The 22,680-nt window shown below is 67.0% G+C and carries 20 protein-coding genes and 6 pseudogenes; 9 read left to right on the forward strand and 17 right to left on the reverse strand.

The genetic code is table 11. The features are described from left to right. Nucleotides 1-87 precede the first annotated feature (87 nt). Nucleotides 88-249, reverse strand: a pseudogene (locus tag OG758_RS48970) (rhamnose ABC transporter substrate-binding protein); the annotation flags it as partial. A gap of 326 nt (nt 250-575) precedes the next feature. On the opposite strand from OG758_RS48970, the gene OG758_RS11135 reads away from it, so the two are divergent. Next, complete coding sequence (locus OG758_RS11135) at nt 576-731, forward strand: hypothetical protein (RefSeq protein WP_326709840.1); 156 nt, start codon at nt 576-578, stop codon at nt 729-731. Between the two features lie 445 nt (nt 732-1,176). Here OG758_RS11135 and OG758_RS11140 read toward each other — a convergent pair whose 3' ends face one another. The 5 genes from OG758_RS11140 to OG758_RS11160 all read right to left on the reverse strand — a co-directional run bounded on the left by OG758_RS11140 (nt 1,177) and on the right by OG758_RS11160 (nt 4,172). Continuing rightward, a complete protein-coding gene (locus OG758_RS11140) occupies nt 1,177-2,340 on the reverse strand; it encodes an LLM class flavin-dependent oxidoreductase (protein WP_326709841.1) in 1,164 nt (387 codons plus the stop codon). A gap of 64 nt (nt 2,341-2,404) precedes the next feature. Further along, entirely contained in the window at nt 2,405-2,842 is a 438-nt protein-coding gene (locus OG758_RS11145) for a nuclear transport factor 2 family protein (RefSeq protein WP_326709842.1), read from the reverse strand. A gap of 53 nt (nt 2,843-2,895) precedes the next feature. After that, nucleotides 2,896-3,105, reverse strand: coding sequence for a hypothetical protein (locus OG758_RS11150; protein WP_326709843.1), 210 nt, complete (start codon nt 3,103-3,105; stop codon nt 2,896-2,898). Between the two features lie 219 nt (nt 3,106-3,324). Then, nucleotides 3,325-3,828, reverse strand: coding sequence for a flavin reductase family protein (locus OG758_RS11155; RefSeq protein ID WP_326709844.1), 504 nt, complete (start codon nt 3,826-3,828; stop codon nt 3,325-3,327). 11 nt (nt 3,829-3,839) lie between these two features. Beyond that, nucleotides 3,840-4,172: a hypothetical protein gene (locus OG758_RS11160; protein WP_326709845.1), complete on the reverse strand. Its 333-nt coding sequence runs from the start codon at nt 4,170-4,172 to the stop codon at nt 3,840-3,842. Nucleotides 4,173-5,117: 945 nt separating this feature from the next. Between OG758_RS11160 and OG758_RS11165 the strand changes: the two genes are divergently transcribed. Beyond that, a protein-coding gene (locus tag OG758_RS11165; RefSeq protein ID WP_326709846.1) for an IS3 family transposase occupies nt 5,118-6,298 on the forward strand; the annotation gives its coding sequence in 2 pieces (ribosomal slippage) (nt 5,118-5,385 and nt 5,385-6,298; 1,182 coding nt in all). A 94-nt stretch (nt 6,299-6,392) separates the two neighbouring features. Here the strand turns inward: OG758_RS11165 and OG758_RS11170 are convergent. Together OG758_RS11170 and OG758_RS11175 are read right to left on the reverse strand one after the other, a co-directional pair. Next, nucleotides 6,393-6,662: pseudogene (locus OG758_RS11170) on the reverse strand (transposase); the annotation flags it as partial. 24 nt (nt 6,663-6,686) lie between these two features. Continuing rightward, complete coding sequence (locus tag OG758_RS11175) at nt 6,687-7,094, reverse strand: STAS domain-containing protein (RefSeq protein WP_326709847.1); 408 nt, start codon at nt 7,092-7,094, stop codon at nt 6,687-6,689. A 327-nt stretch (nt 7,095-7,421) separates the two neighbouring features. Here OG758_RS11175 and OG758_RS11180 point away from each other — a divergent pair. Continuing rightward, nucleotides 7,422-7,730: pseudogene (locus tag OG758_RS11180) on the forward strand (integrase core domain-containing protein); the annotation flags it as partial. Nucleotides 7,731-7,801: 71 nt separating this feature from the next. After that, nucleotides 7,802-8,296, forward strand: coding sequence for a YfbM family protein (locus tag OG758_RS11185; RefSeq protein ID WP_326709848.1), 495 nt, complete (start codon nt 7,802-7,804; stop codon nt 8,294-8,296). Nucleotides 8,297-8,527: 231 nt separating this feature from the next. Here the strand turns inward: OG758_RS11185 and OG758_RS48975 are convergent. After that, a pseudogene (locus OG758_RS48975) lies at nt 8,528-9,543 on the reverse strand (zinc ribbon domain-containing protein). Nucleotides 9,544-9,744: 201 nt separating this feature from the next. On the opposite strand from OG758_RS48975, the gene OG758_RS11200 reads away from it, so the two are divergent. Beyond that, the gene (locus OG758_RS11200; RefSeq protein WP_326709849.1) at nt 9,745-10,917 is read left to right on the forward strand and encodes a site-2 protease family protein; all 1,173 of its coding nucleotides are present in this window, start codon (nt 9,745-9,747) and stop codon (nt 10,915-10,917) included. A 187-nt stretch (nt 10,918-11,104) separates the two neighbouring features. Here the strand turns inward: OG758_RS11200 and OG758_RS11205 are convergent, their stop codons facing one another. From OG758_RS11205 to OG758_RS11225, 5 genes are all read right to left on the reverse strand, one after another. Beyond that, nucleotides 11,105-12,568 carry an NAD(P)/FAD-dependent oxidoreductase gene (locus OG758_RS11205; RefSeq protein ID WP_326709850.1) on the reverse strand — a complete coding sequence of 488 codons (1,464 nt, stop codon included), beginning with the start codon at nt 12,566-12,568 and terminating at the stop codon, nt 11,105-11,107. Further along, entirely contained in the window at nt 12,568-12,858 is a 291-nt protein-coding gene (locus tag OG758_RS11210) for a (2Fe-2S)-binding protein (protein ID WP_326709851.1), read from the reverse strand. The genes OG758_RS11205 and OG758_RS11210 overlap by 1 nt, the downstream gene beginning before the upstream one ends. After that, nucleotides 12,858-14,057 carry an NAD(P)/FAD-dependent oxidoreductase gene (locus tag OG758_RS11215; protein ID WP_326709852.1) on the reverse strand — a complete coding sequence of 400 codons (1,200 nt, stop codon included), beginning with the start codon at nt 14,055-14,057 and terminating at the stop codon, nt 12,858-12,860. Before OG758_RS11215 ends, OG758_RS11210 begins: the two co-directional genes overlap by 1 nt. Continuing rightward, a complete protein-coding gene (locus tag OG758_RS11220; protein ID WP_326709853.1) occupies nt 14,050-14,988 on the reverse strand; it encodes a dihydrodipicolinate synthase family protein in 939 nt (312 codons plus the stop codon). Before OG758_RS11220 ends, OG758_RS11215 begins: the two co-directional genes overlap by 8 nt. Nucleotides 14,989-15,049: 61 nt before the next feature. Beyond that, entirely contained in the window at nt 15,050-16,519 is a 1,470-nt protein-coding gene (locus OG758_RS11225; protein WP_326709854.1) for a Na+/H+ antiporter NhaC family protein, read from the reverse strand. 188 nt (nt 16,520-16,707) lie between these two features. Between OG758_RS11225 and OG758_RS11230 the strand changes: the two genes are divergently transcribed. Together OG758_RS11230 and OG758_RS11235 are read left to right on the forward strand one after the other, a co-directional pair. Next, the gene (locus OG758_RS11230; RefSeq protein ID WP_326709855.1) at nt 16,708-17,241 is read left to right on the forward strand and encodes a helix-turn-helix domain-containing protein; all 534 of its coding nucleotides are present in this window, start codon (nt 16,708-16,710) and stop codon (nt 17,239-17,241) included. A gap of 460 nt (nt 17,242-17,701) precedes the next feature. Next, nucleotides 17,702-18,250 carry a hypothetical protein gene (locus tag OG758_RS11235; protein WP_326709856.1) on the forward strand — a complete coding sequence of 183 codons (549 nt, stop codon included), beginning with the start codon at nt 17,702-17,704 and terminating at the stop codon, nt 18,248-18,250. Nucleotides 18,251-18,261: 11 nt separating this feature from the next. Here OG758_RS11235 and OG758_RS11240 read toward each other — a convergent pair. After that, nucleotides 18,262-18,678, reverse strand: a pseudogene (locus OG758_RS11240) (hypothetical protein). Between the two features lie 157 nt (nt 18,679-18,835). Between OG758_RS11240 and OG758_RS11245 the strand changes: the two are divergent. Continuing rightward, nucleotides 18,836-19,709, forward strand: a protein-coding gene (locus tag OG758_RS11245) for an IS5 family transposase (protein ID WP_326709857.1) whose coding sequence is annotated in 2 segments (ribosomal slippage) — nt 18,836-19,224 and nt 19,223-19,709 — 876 coding nt in all. Because the reading frame shifts where the segments join, the coding sequence is not laid out codon by codon here. Between the two features lie 120 nt (nt 19,710-19,829). On the opposite strand, the gene OG758_RS11250 is transcribed toward OG758_RS11245, so the two are convergent. After that, nucleotides 19,830-20,342 (reverse strand): transglycosylase SLT domain-containing protein, encoded by a 513-nt coding sequence (locus tag OG758_RS11250; RefSeq protein WP_326709858.1) that lies wholly within the window; start codon nt 20,340-20,342, stop codon nt 19,830-19,832. Between the two features lie 906 nt (nt 20,343-21,248). On the opposite strand from OG758_RS11250, the gene OG758_RS11255 reads away from it, so the two are divergent. Beyond that, nucleotides 21,249-21,653 carry a hypothetical protein gene (locus OG758_RS11255; protein WP_326709859.1) on the forward strand — a complete coding sequence of 135 codons (405 nt, stop codon included), beginning with the start codon at nt 21,249-21,251 and terminating at the stop codon, nt 21,651-21,653. Between the two features lie 166 nt (nt 21,654-21,819). Here the strand turns inward: OG758_RS11255 and OG758_RS11260 are convergent. Further along, a pseudogene (locus tag OG758_RS11260) lies at nt 21,820-22,275 on the reverse strand (RNA-guided endonuclease InsQ/TnpB family protein); the annotation flags it as partial. Between the last annotated feature and the right edge of the window lie 405 nt (nt 22,276-22,680).

Here is a 22,680-nt window from a genome sequence, read left to right on the forward strand (position 1 = left end):
TGCAACACGCTTCAGCCGTCGTGCCCGCCCATGCTCGACCTGCGCACCACCAACTCCGGTTGCAGCACCACGTATTGGTGCCGGCGATCCGTCGCCGCCGCTCCTGTCTCCTCCAGCAGCAGCTCCGCGGCGATGCCCCTCCTTGCCGCTGATCTGGCCGGACTCGAGGGCGACGGCAGTGCGCGCGGCCAGGGCGCCCAGCTTGGCCGGGTCCCACAGCTCGAACGCGTCGACGGGTGATGAGGCCACAGACGACACCGAGCAGCAGGCACCACCACGCCCCGGAAACACGAAAGGCCGCCCTCTCGATCACGAGAGAACGGCCTCCGACCTTCGACAACACAACTCGGGACGACAGGATTTGAACCTGCGCCCCCTGGACCCCCAGTCGATGCACGCTGTTCGCAGCGGTTCAGACGCCGTTTGCCGACGCTGAGCTGGCCCGCATACTCCCGCACCTCGACAACGCTCAAGTGCTGTGCGTGGACTCTGAGTTGGCTGGCGTGATGTAGCCGCCCGCCTGCCCGAGGTGCGCTCGGATCTGGTGGGTCTGTCCGACGAGTAGCTCGCCCCGCGTGCCCGCCTCACCGACGCCTCCGAGCGCGCCGCCCCTGGCAGCCGACGCCGACCGTCGGCAGTCGCTCGCCGAGCTGTTCCCGCCCGGTCAACTCACCTCGTATCTCTCGCCGTTCGGCGACGAGGTGCTCGGGTGGGCGATCCGGTACGCGTAGTCGGTCGAGGGCGAGCGAATCGCCGCCGAGCTCGATCGCCGCTACCGGGCGAGCTGCCCGCCGCGGCGAACACGACCGAGTCGGCCGCGCAGCTCGCGATCCCTCCGCACGGCGGCCAGAACACCATCGACGGCCATCAGGGGCGCCAGGGCGCGACAACCGTGCGACAACACCCGGCCCGAGCACCAGAAAGGCCGCCTCCGCAATTCTGCGGAGACGGCCTGCGACCTGCGTAAACGCTGGTCGGGACGACAGGATTTGAACCTGCGACCCCTTGACCCCCAGTTGACGAATTGTTGCCGACCGTTCGCGGCCGTTCGGCTGCACAACGCCTCGTAGCGCGCTGTTCGCGACAGCTGCACGACCCACGCCCACCCGCCTTGTCGTGCGCGCCCAAGGGGCGATGACCTTTGCGTTCGGCAACGATGGCCGCCATCGATGCAGGTCAACGGGCGGTGGTCGCCTCCTGGGCGTACTTCTCGGAAGCGGCACTGATCGCCGCCATCGTCTTGGTCTTCCACTCGTTGTCGCGGACCCATGCGTTGTGCTCTCGGATGGGTTGCAGCTGGCCCCGGAACTCCGGGATGACGTACTCGGCCCAGAGTTCAAGCGCGCGCTTTTGCTTGTCGAAGGTGGTGAAGTCGGTCAGTGTCATCACGAAACTGCCGAAGCCGCCGGTCTGGTCCGCCAGTTTTCGGATGAGCTCGATGGCCGTGTCCGGCGTTCCGATCAGGACCGCCCCGGACTCGATTGCTTCTTCGATCATTCCCTCGATGTCCGGCTTCTCCGAAGCGGGCATTGGCGAGATGTGGGCGAGGTAGTTCCAGATCTCCTCAAACCCGTACGTACAGTCCTTGCGCGCCTGATCCTCGGTCTCGGCGATGTGGGTGATCGCGGAGAGGCGCCAGTTCTTGCGGTCGATGGTCCTGCCGTGGGCCGCGGCCTCTTTTTCCGCGATACTCCAGTGCGTCCGGAGCGCCTCGAAGGCCGCCGCCGAACTCGCGGAGAGGTTGATCATGCCAATGCCGAGCCTGCCTGCGGTCACCGGACCCGATGGCGAGGTGACTGCAGCGACGACCACGTCCAGCTCAGGGACGGTGTAGGGGCGCAGTTGCAGCTTTGCCTCGTGCAGGTCGTACCAGTCGGTCTTCTCTGTGACGGTCTCGCCACGCAGGAGCCGCATGATGACGTCAGCCGCCTCGAGCATCCGGTCGCGCTGGGTGGCCGGGTCGATGCCGAGCATGTAGGCGTCCGAGAGCAGTTGCCCCGGGCCGAAGCCCATGATCGCGCGTCCGTGGGTGAGATGGTCGAGTGTCACCAACCGTTCCGCGAGCAGGAAGGGGTTGTGGTAGGGCAGCGAGTTCACCGCTGTGCCGAGCTTGATGTTGCGCGTGCTCCGTGAGACCGCGGCGAGCATCAGCTCCGGGGATCCGATCGGCTCGTGGCCTCCGGAGTGGTGCTCACCTAGCCAGGCCTCCTGGAAGCCGAGCCGGTCGGCCATCTCGACGATGGCGAGGTCCCTCTCGAAGAGAACGGTCGGACTGACGCCGATCTTATGAAAGGGAGCCATGAAGACGCCGAAGTTGGTGGGGTAAGGCGATGCGGACATGGTGAATGAGCCTCTCGTTGGCAAGCGGTCCCGGGCGGAGGGGATGGGGCAGAGTGAGCGCACCTCAGAGCAATGGCGGTGTCACACTGCCGCCGAAGGCGACGACCAGCGGAATCGGGTCGTAGTACTCCCGAAAGTGGGCGATCTTGCCGTTCCGGATGGTGAAGCAGGTGACGTACTCGTTCTTGTACTCGACCGGCCGCACCATCTTCATGTCGCTCTTGTAGAAGGCAACAACCTGGCCGGGGTCGGAGTGCAGGGTCTCGACGCGGATGTCGTACAGACCCTCGGTGACGATGGACTCAGGCAGCGGAGCGAGGAACTCCATGACGGCCTCCACCCCGTCGATGCGGCGCGGGAACCCCTCCGGCGCCCACCGCATCTCGAAGACCACGTCGGGCGCGAGCAGTTCACGTTTGACGTCGAAGTCCCAGTCGTTGATCGCCTGGAGATACCGTTCGGCGACGGTGGTGTTCGTCTGCCGCAGTGCGTCTTGTTCCATAAGACGTCCTCACTGAGTCTGGTTCGATCCGCACAGGGAATCTGGGCGGCTTTTCATGGGGAGCGCTCGGGTCCGACGTCGCTCCCGCGCAGTTGGACGCACTTCGCGGCGACGGCACTATTGATGTCCGCCAGCACGAAGGCGGCGCCGAGCCGCGCGAGCGTGCGCGCGGTGGCTGCTCCTTGCCCGACCTGGTACGGGTCGTCGTCGTGGTAAGAGGCGGCGCCGGCGAGAATGGCGACTTCGCCGTGAAGGTCGATCACGGAGATTCCTTGCGGTGAGAAGGTTGGAGCCGGATGGCAACGGCTCGTAGGGCCGGTGATGAGCACCGTCCCGCCTCGCGTCGAAGTTCAAGCGATTGATGGCATTCGTGAAGCGGCACAGCAGGTCGGCTCCGGCAGAGTGGGGAGCCGTTGCGCCATCGATGTTCGTGCGTCCTGCGTCACCCCATCCAGAAGCCGACGGGAAGATGCCTCCTGCCCCTACATCCGGCCCCGGAGTTCGTCATCCAGTCGTCCCATCCGGCCACGAAAGTAAGCGAGTGGGGATCCATCGCGCGCACGAGCCCGGTCGACCTCTGCGAGGAAGACAGAATGAGTGCCGCCGCTCACTTCCTGCGCAACCCGGCATTCGAGGATCGCGAGGGACCCATCCAACAGCGGCGGCCCGTCAGGAGCCCCTGAGAAGGGCACGTCGGCGAACTTGTCGCCGCCCTTGCGCGCGAATCGCTCAGCTGTGCCGACCTGGTCCTCGCTGAGGATGTTCACGGCGAAGGTGCGGGAGCCGGCGATCGCCTGCGCAGTCACGGACTGCCGATTCATACAGACCAGAAGCATCGGGGGTTCGAGCGACAGTGAACTGACTGCGCTGACGGTCGTGCCACACGGCCTGCCGTCATGACGCGCGGAGACGACTGTGAGGCCGCTGGCGAAGTGCCCAATGACGTACCGGAAATCATCGGGAGACAGCGTGTCCCGGGTCCCCACGGACGACGGCGTCATCGTGGCCCGCCCTGCTGCGACTCGACGTGTGCGCGGACCGACGTGCCGGCCATGAGCCATCCTCTGGCCCGGGCGTCGTCGATCATTGCATCGAAGTCAGCTAGCCACTCGAGCTCGGCGGCGCGTTCGCCGCTGAGCCGCCGCAGGGCTTCAACCAGCAGGCAGGCATGCCCGTCAACGTCTACCGTCCCCACACCTGCAAGTGCCTGTGCCAAGCGTTCCGTGTTGCCGTCATCGCTCAGGACAACGACTTTGAGGGACCGGAAGTCGTCTGCTTCCAGCAGCACAGTGGATGCGGCTGGTGACCGGAGATCAACCTGGACGTACATGATGTGACGTTCTCCCTGATCGAGGATCGCCCCGCGGTCTGAGATCGGCAGGCGCGGTTTTCCACGAGCGCCGACAGGGCTCGCGGTTCGTTCGTGGGAAACTGAATCGAAGTCGGGTTGATTGAAGTGCGTGCTCCGCGATCCAGTCAATAGGCGTGCCGAACCTGGGCAGATACGTTGACTACGGGCCTACGTCGGGCTAGCTTCCAGAAAATGAAGTTAGTTCGCTTCACTTCCGGTCCGATCTTGAGGCGTCAGGCCTCAACGACGAGAGTGAGTGAGAGTGGCCGACTGGAAGTGCTTCGGCGTCTCCCCGCTCCGTTCCACTCCACTGCAGGGCGCCAATTGTCATGCAGGCGCCCTGAGCTGGCATTTCGTCACCCATATGGGATCTTCGTCAGGCGCCTTCGCAGTACTCGTGGATGAGTCCGCCGGGGCGTCGCGGCGTTGAGTGTGCTGGGCGTGGAACGGTATGAGGGCGGGGTCGACGGAGGGGCTCGGACCGCGCTGCTCGTTGCAAATCAGCATCCGGTCCCTGCACTCAGCCCGTACCGGGCAGTGCTGGGACGTGAACGCCCACGCCGAGAGGTCCATACGCACCTAGTCGGCGAGGCGATCTCCCGCTCCGGCGTCGACCGCTCCGACCTCTTCGTCACGACCAAGCTGGGGGTCGAGCAGCTCGACCTGTGGCTGATGCACCAGCCACTGCCTTCGGACTTCTCGACCACTCATTGGGATGCGCGGCAAAGGTCGCTTGGCAAGGACACGCTGGCGAGGTCGTCTGCTGCGACAGATAGCGGAACGACTTAGGAGGCGGCCGTGCCCCAACTGTGGGCTGGTATGGATGCAGGCAAGGCCGAGCACCACTGCGAGGTGGGGCGTTTCCCCTTGAGCGTGGACACCCTGATCATTGGATCGTGATGATCCATAGGACAGGAGTTCCCGTTGGGGACGTCGAAGTACTCGCCTGAGTTCCGGGCCGATGCCGTCGCGCTGTACCACTCGAGCCCGGGTGGGACGTACGCGTCGGTGGCCAAGGATCTGGGCGTTAACCACGAGACGCTGCGCACGTGGGTGCGGGATGCCGGGCAGGCCGCCCGGCCCGGGGCCGTGGAGGCCACCTTGATGGAGAAGGAGAACCGGCAGCTGCGGGCGCGGGTGAAGGAACTCGAGCTCGAGCGGGAGATCCTGCGGAGGGCCGCGAAGTATTTTGCGGCGGAGACCAGTTGGTGAGCAGCCGCTTCCAGTTCGTCGAGGATCACCGTGGCGCCTTCGGCGTCAAGCGGCTGTGCCGGATACTCGCGGTCTCGCGGTCCGGCTTCTACCGGTGGCTGGCTGGCGCATCGGCGCGGGCCGGCCGGGCGAGGGCGGATGCCGAGCTCGCCGAGCACATCAACCGGATCCATCAGGAATCGGACGGCACCTATGGGGTTCCGCGCGTCACCGCCGAGCTGAAGGATGCCGGGAGGCCGGTCAATCACAAGCGGGTCGAGCGCGTCATGCGCAAGTTCCACATCGTCGGGCTGCACCTGCGCAAGAAGGTCCGCACCACCATTCCCGAGCCGTCGGCGACACCGGTGCCGGACCTGCTCCAGCGGGACTTTGCTGCCCAGGTGCCGAACACCAAGTACGTGGGCGACATAACCTATCTCCCGATCGGCAACGGCCAATTTCTTTATCTGGCAACGGTGTTGGACCTGTGCTCGAAACGCCTGGCGGGCTGGTCGATCGCCGACCACATGCGGACCTCGCTGGTCACCGACGCGCTCAGGGCCGCAGCGAGGGCCCGCGGCGGGGACGGTCTGCGCGGGGCGATATTTCACAGCGACAACGGGGCGCAATATGTGTCGAAGGAGTTCGCCCAGGTCTGCTCGGAGCTTGGCGTGACCAGATCGCGCGGCGCGGTCGGCACGAGTGCGGACAACGCCGCCGCGGAGAGTCTGAACGCGACCATGAAGCGCGAGACGCTGCAGGGGCGGAAGCGGTGGAACGGGGCGCGTGAGGCCCGCCTCGCGGTCTTCCGCTGGGCGACCCGCTACAACACCCGCCGACGGCACTCCCGCCTCGGCCAGATCAGCCCGATCACCTACGAGCAGCGATCAACTACGCTGGCCACCGCCGCATGACAACCGGTGTCCACGATCACGGGGAAGGCCCCGTGCTCGGTGCTGACGGCGCGCGGTAGCTGTCGCAGGATGTGGTCAACGACGAGAATGCATTAACCGCCTCGTGTAGCCGACCCTGCACACCGGCTCTGGCCCAGATCATTAACCGCCGGTGCACCGTCGACTTCGACACCCCGAAACAGGGCGGCAACGCCCGCCAGGCGCAACCGCTGACCAGTACATAGATGATCGCGGCGAACAGCCTCTCATCAGGCGTGTTCTGCTTTCCGCCACCGTGCGGCCGCACCCGATCCGCCGGAATCAACGACCTGGCGATCTCCCACAGCCCGTCCGGTGGGCTGCCGAGACCCCCAAGTTGCCGCACACCCGACACACAGTGGCGCCCTCCTCAGCCGGAGGATGGATGCGGCCAGTGCGCGAGGCTGCCAGGCAAGGGAGCAGACGCCGTCGCTTCCGCTGTCGAGGGGAGGATTTCGTAGCTCTCGCGCATGCCGCTCACATCGAAGATCTTCAGTACCCGGCTGGAGGCGGACGCGATACGCAGTGCCCCTTCGTGTTCACGGAGGCGTTTGGTGATCGCCACGATCATGCCCAGCCCCATCGAATCCATGAAGGTGACAAAGCCCAGGTCCAGGACGAAATGGCAGTGTCCCTCATTGAGGAGCTTGATCACTCCTTCGCGGATCACGGGGGCGGTGTGGGCGTCGACCTCACCGTCGACCTCGATGACGGTCCAGCCGTTGACCACGTCGTAGCTCACCATCATGTTCTCGTGCCGGATGATGTTCGTTCGCATTGCCATCCCTCCTCACGTCTCCAGGCGGCGTGGGATGCCCAGAAGCGTGCGGTGAAGACGGCCGGCCCGTGCCCGATCAAGGCCTGCGCAAGGGCCAGTTCGTGAACGGCGGTGACCGCCACCACTGGCGTCTCACGCACTGGTCACCAGCTCCTGGTCAGCCACTCGGCGAGAGCAGCTCCCGACTGTGGTCCACATCCTTAGCCGCGCCCAAGACGATCTGTTCGGCCATAACGGTGCCCTTCCAGACCGGCCGGCCGCCCCGGCCTCGCGGGTAACCAGCTCCGCCCCCGCTGCGAAGCGGTTGGTCCCGACCCTGTGCCGCTCGAACATCTCATCCTGCGCCTGGCCCGGGAGAACAGCAACTGGGGCCACCTCCAGATACAGGACGAACTCGCCCGCCTCGGCTACCCGATCGCCCCGTCCACAGTCTGGGAGATCCTCCACGCAGCCGGAATCGACCCCGCCCCGCAGCGCTCCGGCACGACCTGGCGACAGTTCCTGACCGCCCAGGCCCACGGCATTATTGCTGCCGACTTCCTGCACCTCGACACCGTGGCGCTCAAGCGCCTGTACACCCTGATCTTCATCGAACACGGCGCCCGCCGCGTCCACCTCGCCGGCGTCACCACCCACCTCCGCGTGAACCGAGACGGGCCCGTCCGACGGCCGTTGTCAGTGGTCTCGCTTAGTCTCCGGCCCTGAGCATGATCGGTGAGTACCTGCGCGTCACGGCTGCTGAGCTTGATCGGGTGATCCAAGATCCTGACTGGGCTTTGGGCTTGGTCGAAGAGGTCCAGGATGCCAAGGAGGAGTCGGAGCCTGCGCCGGCCGAAGCGCGCCACTTCAGCACGTACAAGGCCTGGGACATGCTCCGCTTCCTGATGGCGCGTGCCGAGTTCCCGGTGAACGTGATTCACGGGGAGGAGCCGTTCGCCGAGGATGAGGACTGGGGGTACGGGCCTCCGAGGTACCTGCGGCCTGAACGGGTCCGGCTGGCGGCGGAAGTCCTGCGGACTACCACCTATGCCCAGCTGTTCAGTGGGGTGGACCCCGCTGAACTGACCAGCGCCGAGGTGTACCCGCTCCGATGGGGTGAGCCCGGCTCGCTGGAGTGGGGGCGTCCCTGGTACGACGACCTCACACAGTTCTTCGAGGCTGCTGCCAGAGCGGACGACGCGATGCTCGTCTGGCTGGACTGACGGTGCCCTTGCCGGAACCTCGTCCGCCCAGATCACGCGGCATGTTCGTACGCGTGGAGGATGCCACCCAGGCGTTCACGCCTGCGTATGTCGAGGCGGGTGGTCTGCCCTGGATCGGCGATCACCTGGGGCAACAGGTGTAGCGGTCGGGCGTTCGCGATGCCCTGATGGGACCTATGGGAGTTTTGAAGTGCTCTCCTCCCTTCGCAGGCTCAGGAAGGAGATTCCTGCTTACCTTGCGGCAGCGGGCTTGACGCCACGGGTGCGCCTGACGACTGCCCTCCCGGCAGCCGGGATCGTCACGAGGCCGATCCGGTACAGGTGCAAGACGTTCCGGGCCGCGTTCCAGTCGGCATTCGCCGACCATCCGCAGGCCGGGTTCTTGCATACGAACGTGGCCTGGTCTTCGCGGCTGCCGGGCGTGATGAATCCGCACGCGGAGCAGCGCAGGGAGGTGTTCGGGGCGGGGACCTTGACCAGGGTTCCGCCGTTTCGGGCGGTTTTGTACGTCAGCAATGTCACGGTGCGGCCCCACGCCTCTTGGCTGATGGAACGGTTCAGGCCGGACTTCTGCGCGACGTTCTTCCCCGGGTTCTCGATGGTTCCCTTGGCGGACTTGACCATGTTCGTGATCTGCAACTGCTCCACCACGACCGTGGTCTGCACCCACCACTCCATAATCGAATTCATTCGCGGCATCTGAACTCCGCTGAGCACGACCTCGATGCCCGCGTCCTTCAACATGGCGTCGAACAACTCAGGGAACTTGCCGTCCCTGTCCCGGATCAAGAACCTCGCTCGGCAGCCCGCGCCCTCCAGATCCATGACGAGATTCTTCGCTGCCTGCACCACCCAGGCTCCCGACAGGGGCGCGCGGTCGCGCCCAGGACCCGAATCCGGCGCTTGGCATGCTCGATCACTGCGAACACGTACAGCCGCGCTCCGGTCAGGGTGACCGTCTCGAAGAAACCACACACCAACAACGCCTCGGCCTGGGAACACAAGAAGTCGGCCCACGTGCTGGAACTCGGTTCGGGCGCCGGGTCGATCCCGGCATCCCGCAGGATCTCCCACACCGTGGAAGCGGCCACCTTGATCCCCAGCACAAGCAGTTCGCCGTGCACCCTCCTGCAGCCCCACGTGGGATCCCGCGCCAGGCGCAGAACCAGGATCCGGATGGAGTGCACGGTACGTGGACAGCCCGAGCGCTCCGGCCGAGAACGGGCCACGTGGTGGCGCGCGACCAGGTCGCGGGCGCGGCGCGCAGGCGGAAGATCCCTGGCGCGGTTCCTGGTCCGCGCGGGCCTGGGGTCGTCAGTTCTGTGAGCGATCATGAAATGACGTGATCGCTCACAGGTTTCCGGTTGTGGGGTGCCCGACGGACCATAGAAGGGAGCCCGGACGGTGGTCGGGGCTGCGCTACCTGTCTCCTGTCGCGGGTGAGGGCGATGAAGGGTTTGATCCGGATCGGGAGTGTGCGGGGAGTGCCGGTGCGGGCGCACTGGAGCGTGCCATTGATCATGCTGCTCTTGGCGTACGGTCTGGCCGGCCGGACCCTGCCTGCGTACGCGCCGGGCTGGGCGCCGGTGGTGTACGCGGTCGCCGGAGTGGTCGGTGCTCTGCTGTTGCTGGCGAGTCTGGTCGTGCATGAGGCGGCGCATGCGCTGACGGCCCGCCGAGCCGGGATACCGGTGCGGGACGTGACGCTGTGGGCGCTCGGTGGAATGACCCGGATGGACCGGCCGACGACGGCGCGGGCGGCGTTCGTGGTCGCCGTCAGCGGTCCGCTGGCCAGCCTGCTGCTCGGCGGGGCCACCATCGCAGGCGCGGTGGGCGTACATGCGGCGCTGGGCTGGCGGATGCCGGTTGCCATGCTGGGCTGGCTGGGTGGCATGAACGTGCTGCTGGGCGTCTTCAACCTGTTGCCGGCCACGCCGCTGGACGGGGGCCGGGTGCTCCAGGCCGTGTTGTGGTGGCGTACGCGGGACCGCGAGCGGGCCCAGCTGGCGGCCGGGCGCAGCGGACAGGTCATCGGCATGGTGCTGGCCGTGCTGGGCTGGTTGACGTTCGTGCGGGGGGTGTCGGGTGGACTGTGGCTGATGGTCATCGGCGTGTTCGTGGCGGTCACCGCCGGGGCCGAACGGCGGTGGGCCCAGCTGTCCATGGCCGTGCGCGGCCTGCGGGTGACTCAGGCGATGACCAGCCCGGTGGTCACCGGTCCCGAGTGGCTGACCGTGGACCGCTTCCTTGCCGACGTGGCCGCTCGGACGCGACATTCGGTGTTGGCGCTGGTGGACTTCGAGGGCCGCCCCAGCGGGGTCGTGCAGTTGCGCAGGCTGACTGCCGTGCCGTCAGGGCGGCAGCAGGCGCTGCGGGTACGGGACCTGGCGACCCCGCTGTCCAAGTGCACGCTCGCCACACCGGACGAGCTGCTGACTGCCGTCCTGGAGCGCCTCGGCTCCGGCGGCGGACTGCCCATCCTGGTCATGGACGGCGGCAGCCTCGGCGGTATCGTCACCGCGCACGACATTCAACGCCTCTACCAGCGGAATCCGGCGGGGCAGGGCGGAGCGGCACCTCCCGGCGGCGGTGGCGGCAACCGCCCTCGTATCGATCCGTAGCCGTCACGCACCCCGGAGAAGCAGGTCGCGGCGCGATGCGGTCGTGTCATCGCGTACCTGTTGTGGACCGATGCGCCCACCGGCGTGATCTGCTGGGTCCACGCGACGGGACCCGATGGCGCCGCACGCACACCCTGCGCCCGTGCCTGCCCCGCCACCGTCACCCGATCGGTGGCCCCGCTGAGGCTCAGTGGGGCGGAATGCCTGGATCGTTCGGGTTGGACTGCTCGGGGGGTGCGTCGAGGGCTTGGAGGTCCCCGACTGGCACGGGCTTGATCGGCAGGTGAGCGGAGAAGCGTCCGCCGAGTCCGATCGGTTGCTTGCGTGCGGTCGCGAGGATCGCGCCGACGCTGTTCTCGCAGTAGCGCCCCTGGCAGGGGCCCATGCCGGTACGGCAGGAGAGCTTGACCGCGTTGACGCTGCTGACGAACGGGGACGATTCGAGGAAGTCGTCGAGGGTGTCGCGGGTGACCAGTTCACATCGGCAGATGGTGGTCTCCCGTGTGGCGAGGTCGCCGAGTGCTTCCCGGGCCGGCTCGAACATTCGCTGCACCACGGTGGAGAACTGGGTCGCCTTGCGGATGTGCCGTTCCGCTTCGGTGAATGACGCCCGGGGCACGGCGCATCCGAGGCTGACGGCAACGCCGAGAGCCGCGAGTGCGCCTTCGGCGCGGGACTGGTCGGCGCCGGCGACGCCTGTGGGCTCACCGGCGACGAACACGTGGGGGACGGATGTCTGAAGCCGTTCGTCGTGTGCGACCACCCAGCCGCCTCGCGGCGAGTCGTACACGAGGTCGCATCCGATCTGGCGGGCGAGTTCCGTCGATGCGGAGAAGCCGTACCCGAGAACCAGGTGGGAGGCGGGAACCTGGCGGGGGGTGCCGGTGACCTTCCATTGCCGGTTCACCCGGGCGAGCTCGACTCGGGAGACGCGATCGGTGCCGTGGGCGGCCGTCACGATGGTCCGGGGTGAGACCCGGATGCCCTTGCGGGTCAGTCGAGCCAGGATCGCGCCTGTTTCCGCGAGCATCCGCAGGTGGCCGGGTACGGCTCCGAGAGCGTGCAGCATCTCCGCTGGTGTCGGGATGCTCTGGGCGAAGGCGACCTCGCGTACGGGTACGCCGTCGCGGACGAGGAGGTCGGCCACGAGCAGGAGCAGGGGGTGTGCCCCGGCCAGTACGACGTCGCCGACGGGTGCGATCTTCTGTGCCTTCACGAGGGTCTGGACTCCGCCGGCGGTCATGACGCCGGGCAGCGTCCAGCCAGGGAAGGCCACGGGAAGGTCGTAGGCGCCGGTGGCGATCAGCAGCCGTCGCGTGCCCAGCACGCGAGTCCCGTGCTCCGGGTGGTTGATCGCTACGCGCAGGCAGTCGGGCTCGGTGTCGTCGCTCAGCACGCCGATCGCCGACCAGCCGAACTCCGTCGTCAGCCGGCTGTCCGTCTCGAAGCGGCGGATGAGGTCGGTGGCCCAGCCGTAGCCGGCGGTGGGGTGCAGGGCGCTTCCCGAGAAATCCTCGGGTGGCTGGCGGAAAATCTGGCCGCCTGCTCGCTGCTGCTCGTCGACGACGACGACGGTCAGGCCGTGATCGGCTGCAGTGAGTGCCGCGGACATGCCCGCCGGGCCTGCGCCGACGATCGCGAGATCGAACATCACAGCCTCCCGGCGGTCTCGATGGTCAGGCCTTCGCGGGCCGGGGTGAGACAGGTGCGCGTCAGAGGGCGGCCGTCGACCGTGGCGACGCACTCGAAGCACGTTCCCATGTTGCACAGTGGCGCTCGAGGAGCTCCGGTGCGGTCGCGTTCGAAGGTGGTTCCTGTGGCCAGCATGGCTGTGGCCACGGTCTCGCCCGCGCAGGCGTGAACGGGCTCGCCGTCCACGGTGAAGGTCACGGCAGCTCCGCGTGCTTGCGCGGTGCGGCGCCAGGCATCGCTCCGGGACATCAGGCGTTCCTTTCTGCGAAGCGGGCCGGGTCGTACGGCGCGAGGTCGACATCAGACGAGTGCCCGGAAATGAGGGCGGTCAGCACTCGTGCGAAGCTCGGTCCGAGCGTGAACGCGGATCCGCCGGTGGCAACGAATACTCCCGGGGCGCCCTTGACCGCTCCGACGAGCGGGAGCTGGTCGGGGGCCACCGTGGTGGTGCCGACCCAACTGCGCACGGCGGGTACCCGGTCCAGCGCGGGGATGGTCTTCACGGCCGCGCGGGCGTTGCCTGCGATCGACTGCGGAATGAGCTGGTGCTTGCGGTCGAACGCCGGGGAGCCGTCCGCGTCCCGCATCAGCCGCGCGGGCCACCCGCCGCCGATGAGGACCGTGCTGTCGAGTGACTGCTTGAGCGACAGGCGCGCGCCGGCGTGCTGGACGAGATGAGGGATGAACCGGGGCACCTTCGAGGTGACCGTCATGGTGAGGGCCAGCGGGACGGTGGGCAGGTCGGCGTCGAAGACCCGGCCGAGTTCGGTCGTCCACACTCCGGCGGCGAGCACGACCGCGGCGGCCCGGACGGTGTGGGTCCCCTCCTCCCCCGTAGCGGACGTCTCCCGGAGGGAAAGGTCCCATCCGGCCGGTACGCGGTGCGCGCCGGCCAGTTGGGAGCGTGTGCGCACGGTGGCTCCGGCGGCGACGGCCGCGCGGGCGACGGCCGGAGCGGCGATGCGGGCGTCGGCCTTGCCCTCCAGCGGGCTGAGGTTGGCCGCGACGATGGCCGGTGAGAGGTAGGGCGCGACGACATCGAGCTCGGAGCGGTCGAGTGTGCGCACGTCGAGGCCCCAGGAGCGTTCCAGCTCCGCCTTGAACTCGAGCATCCCGACCTGGTCGGCGTTCTCGGCGACCATGAGCCCGCCGGTCTGGCGCACGCCGAACGGTTCGCCGATCTCGTCCTCCATGCGTGCCCACATCGCGGCGGCGTCGAGGTGGAGCGGCATCGCTTCCGCCGCGACGCGCGCGGCTTCCTCACCTGACTCGACCATGCGGTATTCGAGCTGGAAGTGCAGACTTCCGGCGTTCTGGCCCGAGGCGTGCTGGTTCACCTGGTCCTTGTCGACCAGGAGCACCCGCGCGCCGTCGCGGGCGGCCATCCATGCCGTGAGGCAGCCGAGCAGGCCGCCCCCGACAACAGCGACGTCGTAGTGGTCAGACATGGGCGAGGGGGACCGTCACGATGCCGAGCTGGTGCAGGGTCGCCTCGACCCGGGCAATCTCCTCGGGGGTGAGTTCGAGCAGCGGCGCCCGTACGAATCCCGCGGGGACGCCGCGCAGCCGCAGCGCGGTCTTGATGATCGCCTGCTGGTTGCCGAACTGCACGCCGTAGTCGGGACGGAACCAGGCGTTCATGTAGACGCGGTCCTTCGCTCCCAGGCGAATGGCGCGTTCACGGTCCCCGGTGTCGATGGCGTTCCAGAAGTCGGCCTGGTCGCGTCCGAGGATGCCGCCCGTTCCCATCAGGCCGTCGCCGTGGCCGAGGATCGCGAGGTCGGCGCCGAGTGCGTTGGTGGGCAGGCCGAAGTAGCGGACCTGGCCTTCCAGCGCGTACATCCCGGCGAGGAAGCTCGCGAAGTCTCCTGTCGAGTTCTTGATCGCGACGACGTTCTCGATCTGTGCGAGCTCGGTCAGCAGGTCCACGTCCATGTCCACGACGCAGCCACGTGGCCAGTTGTACACGGTCATCGGGATGTCGGTGGCATCGCTCACCGCCCGGTAGAACGCGATGATCTCTTTGCGGTTGGGCACGATGTAGGGCGGCGGGGTGAGGAGAATGCCGTCGAGGCCCGCTGCCTCGGCCGCGCGGGCGTGGGTGATCGCCTCGTGCGGGGTGAATGCGTTGCAGGCGCCGATGACCGGGAAGGTGTCGGTACGGTGCTCGGCGCCTGCCGCGAACAGCTGTGCGCGCTCCGCTGTCGACATGGAGAACCACTCGCCGCTGGTACCGGCCAGGATCGCGCCCTGGATACCTTCCTTGACGAGCCAGTCCACCTGTACGTGCAGCGCGTCGGTGTCGAGCACGCCCTCACGGGTGAACGGTGTGGTGATGGCGGGGATGTAGCCACGCCAGTTGACAGTGTTGCGATCCATGAGGGCTGCTCCGACTACTGCTTGCTGCTGCCTGTGCAGGGTGTGTGCTGGGGGGTGCCGCTCAGACCAGGGCCGGTGCGGGCTCGGTCCTGGGCTCGGGCTGCTTCAGTTCGACGCCGTCCGCGCCCTCGAAGCGGCGACCCCATCCGGTCGCCGCTGCCACGACCATGACGACGGTGAGGATGAGCGGGTAGAGCATGGCGACGAAGATCTCGGTGGTGGTCAGGGCCGGGGCGCCCTTGATGCCGGTCGTGAGTTGCGCGCCGATGAACAGGTAGGCGCTGAGGACAGGGACGATGGCGGCGATGCCCATCGCGAAGCAGTCCATGACGACCGCCCTGCGGTAGGGGTGCAGGTCGACGCGGGCGCCGATCTCGTCGGCGACGGGGCCGAAGGTGAGCATCGCGGCCGAGTTCACGCCGCCGAACAGCAGGGTGGTGGCCGAGATCCCGATGCCGATCGCGAACTCCGCGCCGCGGGGGGTACGGGACAGGCGACCGTTGGTCAGCGCGCTCACCAGCCAGTCGAGGACGCCGGCGGCGGTGAGTACGCCCATGATGCCGAAGACGGCCACCACGAGGGCGATCACGCTGAGCATGTTGGAGACGCCCTGTACGAGGAATCCGGTGGGGGCTCCGTCGGTGACGCCGATGATGCCGGAGACAGTGAGCAGGCCCGAGGCGAGGCCGGTGATGATGCCCGTGCCCAGTCCGACCGTGACCGCCTTGAAGATGTCACGGGTGAGCAGCGCCACGGTGAGCATGAGCGCGACGGGGATGAGCATCACCAGGGCGCGAGGGTTGGAGGCGTGCTCCAGCAGCTGCTGGGAGTGTGCGGAGCTGGTGGCGTGGCCCGAGGCTCCGAGCAGGAAGAACCCTATGGCTGCGAAGCCCGCCGTGGTGAAGGCGAAGCGGGCACGGTTGCGCACGACGCCTGCGATGTCGGCGGTGCCGGCCTTGCGGCGGAACGTCTGCGTCGACGACGAGATGACGGTGGTGTCGGAGATCGGGGCCACGTTGTCGCCGAAGATCGCACCAGAGATGATCGCGGCGGCGAGGAGGGCGGGCTGGGCCCCGAGGAGCACGCCGGCCGGGTAGAAGATCGGGAACGCCGTGAACATGGTGCCGATGGACGAGGCTGTCGACATCGAGATGATGCACACCGCGACGAACGTGAAGAGGGTGAAGGTGCCCCCGTGGACGCCGAGGAGGTCGGCGAGCCACACGAAGCCGCCCGAGACGTTGGTCGCCTTGATCAGCGCGGACATCATCCCCACGCAGAAGAGGATCATCACGATGGTCACCGCGGTGGGTGACCCGATCCCTCGTGTCACGGCGGACCAGTAGGAGCCGTACGACTTGGCGACCAGCGCGCCGACGAGCAGGGCGACGACACCGCCTGTGGCGAGCGCCGTCATGTCGAACGCCTTGAAGACGACGAAGAAGACTACGCAGAACCCGAGGAACACGACGACTGGCACGAACGCCAGCGCCCTTCCTCCTCGGAAGTGCAAATCCTTGTCGGTGGTCATGACAGGGGCCCTCTCTCCACGACGCTGGGGAGACCCAGGCGTGCACTTATTTACGTTGATACACAAAAGTGCACGATGGCTCGCGTGTCAACTGTCGAGCCACCAGCAAAAACGCATGGACGCATCACATATGCGCCATGACACTCGTACACAAGAGTGCGCAAGCCTGGGCTAGGCTGAACCCCGTGATGGGAGACCAGCTACACACCCTGCGGACGGAAGCAGGACTCAGCCTGCGCGACCTCGCGGCCCAGACCGGCCTGTCCGCGACCCTGCTCAGCCAGGTCGAGCGGGGAGTCCGGGAACCAAGCCTGAAAACCCTCCGCGCCCTGAGCACGGTGTTCGGCCCATCGACCGCCTCGCTCTTCCACGGGAACGTCCCGCTCACGGCCCATCACAGCCGCCCTCACGAGCGATCCCGCCTGCTCATGCCCAAAGGCCTGGTGCAGTACGAACGCCTGACTCCGAGCAACGGCCAGCTCGAAGTGCTCCTCGGCACCCTCGAACCGGGCCAGGCCTCCGGCGACGAGCCATGGGGCCACACCGCGGTCGAGTGCGCCTACGTCATCAGCGGCACGCTCACCGTCCACCTCGCCGACCAGCGTCACGAGGTGCACGCCGGGGAGGCCCTGACCTTCGATGCCGCGCTGCCGCACCGCTACACCAACGATACGAGCAAGCCCACGACCTACCTGGCGTCTGTGACGCCCCCCACGCCCTAATTGACCGATTCAGAACCTGTGGGGTTCCAGAACAGGGGCGTCGCGCTGACCTGCAGATCTACGCTGCCCTTTCGTACTCGTTGATGAGTCCGCCGAGGACGGTGTATGTGCCGACAATTACGTCCGCACAGGTCACCGCAGCCATGGCGTCGATCACACCGCGCGGCAGCATGGTCACTCGTGCTGCTCCGTCGCACCCACCTGACCGCTGCTCACCTCTTCGCCGCCCTGCGCCTGCTGCGCACGAGTGACCACGACAAGGTCGCCGAAATCCTCGCCCTACGCCACCAGCTCGCTGTTCTCGAGCGCCAACTCTGCTCGTCGAAAGTGAAGTTCAGCCCCGCAGACCGGGTCGTCCTCGCCACGCTCCTGGCCCCGCTGCCCCGTGCGGTGCTGACCGCAGCGGACCACCGTCACCTGATCCGCCTTCCTCCGCTCCCAGGCCGGCGCACTCCTCGCCATGGACTTCATCGAGACCATCACCCTGACCGGCCAGCGGCAGTACATCCTCGCCGCCATCGAACACACCACACGCCGGATCCAGATCCTCGGCACCACGGCGCACCCCACAGCCGACTGGGTCACCCAGACGATCAAGAACCTCGTGATGAATGTCCAGGACGTAGGCATCCGCGGGAAGTTCCTCATCCGCGACCGCGATACGAAGTACCCCACCCTCATCGACGAGATCCTCGCCGACGCCGGCATCCGCACCGTCCTCCCCGGCGTACGCATGCCCCGCATGAACTCGATCACGGAACGCTGGGTGCGCACCCTCCGCCGCGAACTCCTCGACCGCACCCTCATCCTGGAACGAGCAGCACCTACGCCACGCCCTACGCGCCTACGAGCTCCACTCCGCTCCAACCCCTCCCCCAACCGCTCGAACCCGAGCGAATCGCCAGCCTCCGCATACGCCGACACGACCGCCTCGGCGGCGTCCTCCACAAGTACCGGCACGCCGCATGACTTGCACGGCCCTACCTTCCGGCACCCACACGACCGCTGATTCGACTGAGACTATGTCGCGGCGATCTCTCGCCGGAGCTGATGCGTGAAGCGGTGAAGGAGGTCCAACGTCTGCTGGTGCTCGGCCCTGCGATCGTCCCTGCCCTCGCTGGGCCGGGACTTCCAGACCCGACGAGCAAGAGCGTCGGCGAGTTCGACGGTGTCGTCGGCGCACAGCAGGTAGAGGGCTGACCGGGCTTCTTGCATCCGGTCCGCCAGCTCGTTGCCCCCAGCACCGTCGTCACTCAGCTGTGTTTCCCGGAGGTAGTCGATCAGCAGAACCACGGCAGTGTTGAAGCCGGCCCCAGCTTTGAGTTTCTGCTCGCGAAGTCACATACGGTCCTGTCCGCGCGCGGCGAACCAAGAACCGAACACCACCCCTATAAGACCGATCCCGGCACCCATGGCAACGGACAGGAAGTTTTCCACGGTCAGCTCAGCTCCCCCTGGCACACGATCCACGCCAGGCTACAGAAGCCGCCGAAGGTGCCCAACCCATGAGCACACACCAAGGATTCGGTGATCCAAACGAGACGGCCTAGGGCGTGTTTCAGATGTGGATCTTGAGGTGAGATGATCTTGTTCTGTGGCACGTGGAGACATGACGGATGCACAGTGGGCTCGGCTGGAGCCGTTGTTGCCGGTGGGCGTGAAGCCGGGGCGGCCGCCGGTGCATCCCAAACGGCAGTTGATCGACGGCATACGGTGGCGGACCCGGGCCGGTACGCCGTGGCGCGATGTTCCGGAACGGTACGGGTCTTGGCAGACCGTATACGGGCTGTTCCGGCGCTGGCAGCGCGACGGAACCTGGAAGCACATCCTGGAGCAGCTCCAGGCCCGGGCGGACGCCGACGGGCTGATCGCCTGGGATGTGTCGGTCGACTCCACGATCGCCCGTGCCCACCAGCACGCTGCGGGCGCGCGGAAAAAGGGGTCTGCAAAAGGAGCCCCCGGGCGGCGTCGGAATCGAGCCCGAAGACCACGGGCTCGGCCGGTCGCGCGGCGGCCTGACCACCAAGGTCCACCTCGCAGTCGAGCAGGGGCAGAAACCTCTGTCGCTGATCATCACGGCCGGGCAGCGGGGCGATTCCCCGCAGTTCCAGGCGGTGTTGAAGCAGATCCGGGTCCCCCGGCTCGGGCCCGGGCGGCCTCGTAACCGCCCGGACAAGGTCCGCGCCGATAAGGCGTATGGCTCGCGGGCGAACCGGGCCTACCTGCGACGACGCGGGATCGGCTGCACGATCCCGGAGAAACGTGACCAGATCGCCAACCGCCTCAAACGCGGGATCCACGGCGGTCGGCCGCCGAAGTTTGACAAGGCCGACTACCGCGAGCGGCACGCGGTCGAGTGCGGGATCGGTCGGTTGAAACGCCACCGCGCGGTCGCGACGAGATACGACAAACTCGCCGTTCGCTACGAAGCGACCCTGACCATCGCGGCCATCAACGAGTGGCTGTGACCAGCACATCTGAAACACGCCCTAGGAGACCCGATCTTCCCCTGCCCTCCATATCGAGGGTGGAGATGTGCCGTGGTGGAGATGTGCCGTGGGTCAGTTACGGCGTGCGGTTGCGACGGCTCAGTACGCGGAGTTGACGTTGTCGATGGAGCCGTAGCGGTCGGCGGCGTAGTTGGCGGCCGCGGTGATGTTGGCGACCGGGTCCGTCAGGCTCTTGGAGGTGCCGGCGACGTGGTAGGCATCGAAGGTCGGCTGGATGACCTGCAGCAGGCCCTTGGACGGGGTGCCCTTGACCGCGTTCACGTCGTAGCCGTTCACGGCGTTCGGGTTGCCGGAGGACTCACGCATGATGTTGCGGTGCAGACCCTCATAGGAACCGGGGATGCCCTTCGCCTTCATGATCGACAGGGCCTCGTTGATCCACGCGTCGACATTGCCTCCGCCGGTGCCCTTCTGGGCCGACACCGAGGAAGCGGCCTTCGGCGCCGCGGCGGGCTCGGCGGCCTGCGCGGGAGACGGGGCGAACGTCAGCGCCGCGCCCGCGAGACCGGCAGCGGCCAGGACCGTGACGGTGGCGCGCTTGAAGCGGGTGGTGGGGCGGGCGGCAGCGGCGATCGGGGCGGAGAAGGTCATACGGGAGTACCTCTTCATGTTCGGGGACATCGGGCGGCGCCGGCCGGTGTGGTGGCGCCTGGAGCGGAGTCGGGATCCGCGTCCTGACCCGGGGTCCGGAGCGAGCCGCTTCGCTCGTGCTCCGACCCGCTCTCCGGGACGACAGCCATAGTTAGCGATGGCCGAGAGGGGGCGCAAGGATGTGACGTACTACCCCACTACGGAGAAATGTCCGAAATGACCTGATGTGGTGCCTTCTATGCACCGCCGGGCGGCTCCACCGGCTACTACCGCCGCTAGTATGTGATCTGGCTCCTATGGGGTGCTTCACAGGCCCGACCCCCCTCCGCGTTACCCACGTCACGCGTTCAGCCCGACTCGGAGGCCAGGACGATGCCCCCGGAAGGCGACGCTCTTAAGAAATCGATGGATGGTGGGCCTTTGGCCTGGCGCCCCGGCAGGATTCGATCCTGCGACACCCGCTTTAAGGAGTTCTATCGCGGGGGTGATCTCGGCCTGCGGAGAGCGACCTCGGGCCTGGCAGGTGATTGGGTCCCGGTACGTCCGCTTCCACCGCTGTCCGCCGTCGTTGATGTCAGCTGCGGATGTCAGTCCGACTCCCGAGTTGCCCTCCACGCGCGGGATACGCATCCCCCTCGAACTCCCACCACCCCCTGGACTCGCCATGTTCCAGGAGCCGTTGGACCCTCGCGAGGTCGACCTCCGGAGGTATATCCAGAGCGATCACGTGGAACTGGCCCATGAGGCGGCGTGGAGTCAGGCCGATGAACGGCGACGTCCAGGCGGCTCCGATGCCGTGATCACACCAGCCGCCACAAGATCATCACGTCTGTATCTGCAGGTCACGGCTGCGGTAATCGCTGTGCGGACGACCTGAAAACCAAGGTTGTCTGCTTGAATGCGCGCATGGATACGCTGAAGTTGCTCATAGCGGGGGTTTCGCTTGGCGTAATCCTGGCCGCTCGACTCTTCCACTGGGGCCAGCGACGGCTCGCAAGGAGCCTCGTCGACGGGCGGCGGATCAAGATCGGGTGCTACGTGAAGAGTTCACGGATGACCCGATGGACAAACGGACATTTCGTGATCGACTCGGGATCGTGGGCCTGGGAGCCCGGACGGGGAGAGACGCGAGCGCTAGCTGCCGATCTGCAGGCGGCAGGGGTGCGGGAATCGTCCACGGGGGATGGCCAGAAGGTCAGTTACCCGGTCCGGTGCATGGTCATTGAGTGCACCTCATCAGAGGGTGACGTGCTCATTGCCGCCCCGCCCGGACAGCTTGAGTATGTGTTCATGGCTCTGAACCGCACCTGAGCCGTCTCCATACGCGGGGGTCGCCGAGACGATCAGCCAGGCCGCTGGAGAGCACGCGAAGGAACCGACATGGACGGCTGGATAGTCGGGGAATCGACGTCGGTCTGGATCACCTGCTGACCCTGTCCACCGGGGAGAAGATCGCCAATCCCCGGCACGAACGCAAGGGGCTTCGTCCCGGCGTCGAGGAGCCGGGCAAAGCCATGTCCAGCGGTTCGTTCATCTTCGCCAGAGTCAGGCCACCGTCACGGAAGCGGAAACCGCTGCTGGTGTACTCGGCGGACTTGCGGGACTTCTTCTTCGACTTGAAGCGCGGGTACTTGGCCCGCTTGGCGAAGAAGTTACTGAACGCCGTCTGTAAGTGCCGCAGACACTGCTGGAGCGGCACCGACGACACGTCGTTGAGGAACGCCAGTTCCGCGGTCTTCTTCCATGCGGTCAACATGGCCGAGGTGGCGTTGTAGTTGACCCGCTCCTGCCGCGCCCACGCATCCGTGCGGGCGGCAAGCGCAAGGTTGTAGACCTTGCGCACGCACCCGAACGTGCGCGATAGCTCGGCCGCCTGCGCATCGGTCGGATAGAAGCGGTACTTGAACGCCCGCTTCACACACGTCGTGGCCACGCTCACAAACTAGTGTGACCGCCGCACAAGTCCAAACCTGCGGGTCAGAGCACGGTCTTTCGCCCTGGGGGGCGAATGACCGCACCTTGCCCTGCTCCGCAGGAGTCCGTTTCCTCCCCTGCCTGAAGGCAGGGGTATCCACGGAGGAACCCGATGAAGTGTCGCGGTGGGAGCGCGGCAGCCGAGTCCCCGAGGTATGGCTTCCGTGGCTTGCTCAGGTTCTCTCCGTGCCGTTGCGGGAGTTGGAGCAGGCTGCCGCCTATGCCCGCGGCGACGAGTGGGTCAGGCTCCCCGGCCCCGCGGCATCCCTGTCCACACTGCTGCCCGAGGGCGACCCACTCGCGGCGGCCGGCACTACCGGGCGGCGGGTCCGCACCGAGGAGGTCGCAGGGCTTGCCGGGCGAG

Origin of the sequence: Streptomyces sp. NBC_01474 (genome assembly GCF_035918215.1) — a bacterium.
Taxonomy (GTDB): Bacteria; Actinomycetota; Actinomycetes; order Streptomycetales; family Streptomycetaceae; genus Streptomyces; species Streptomyces aureus.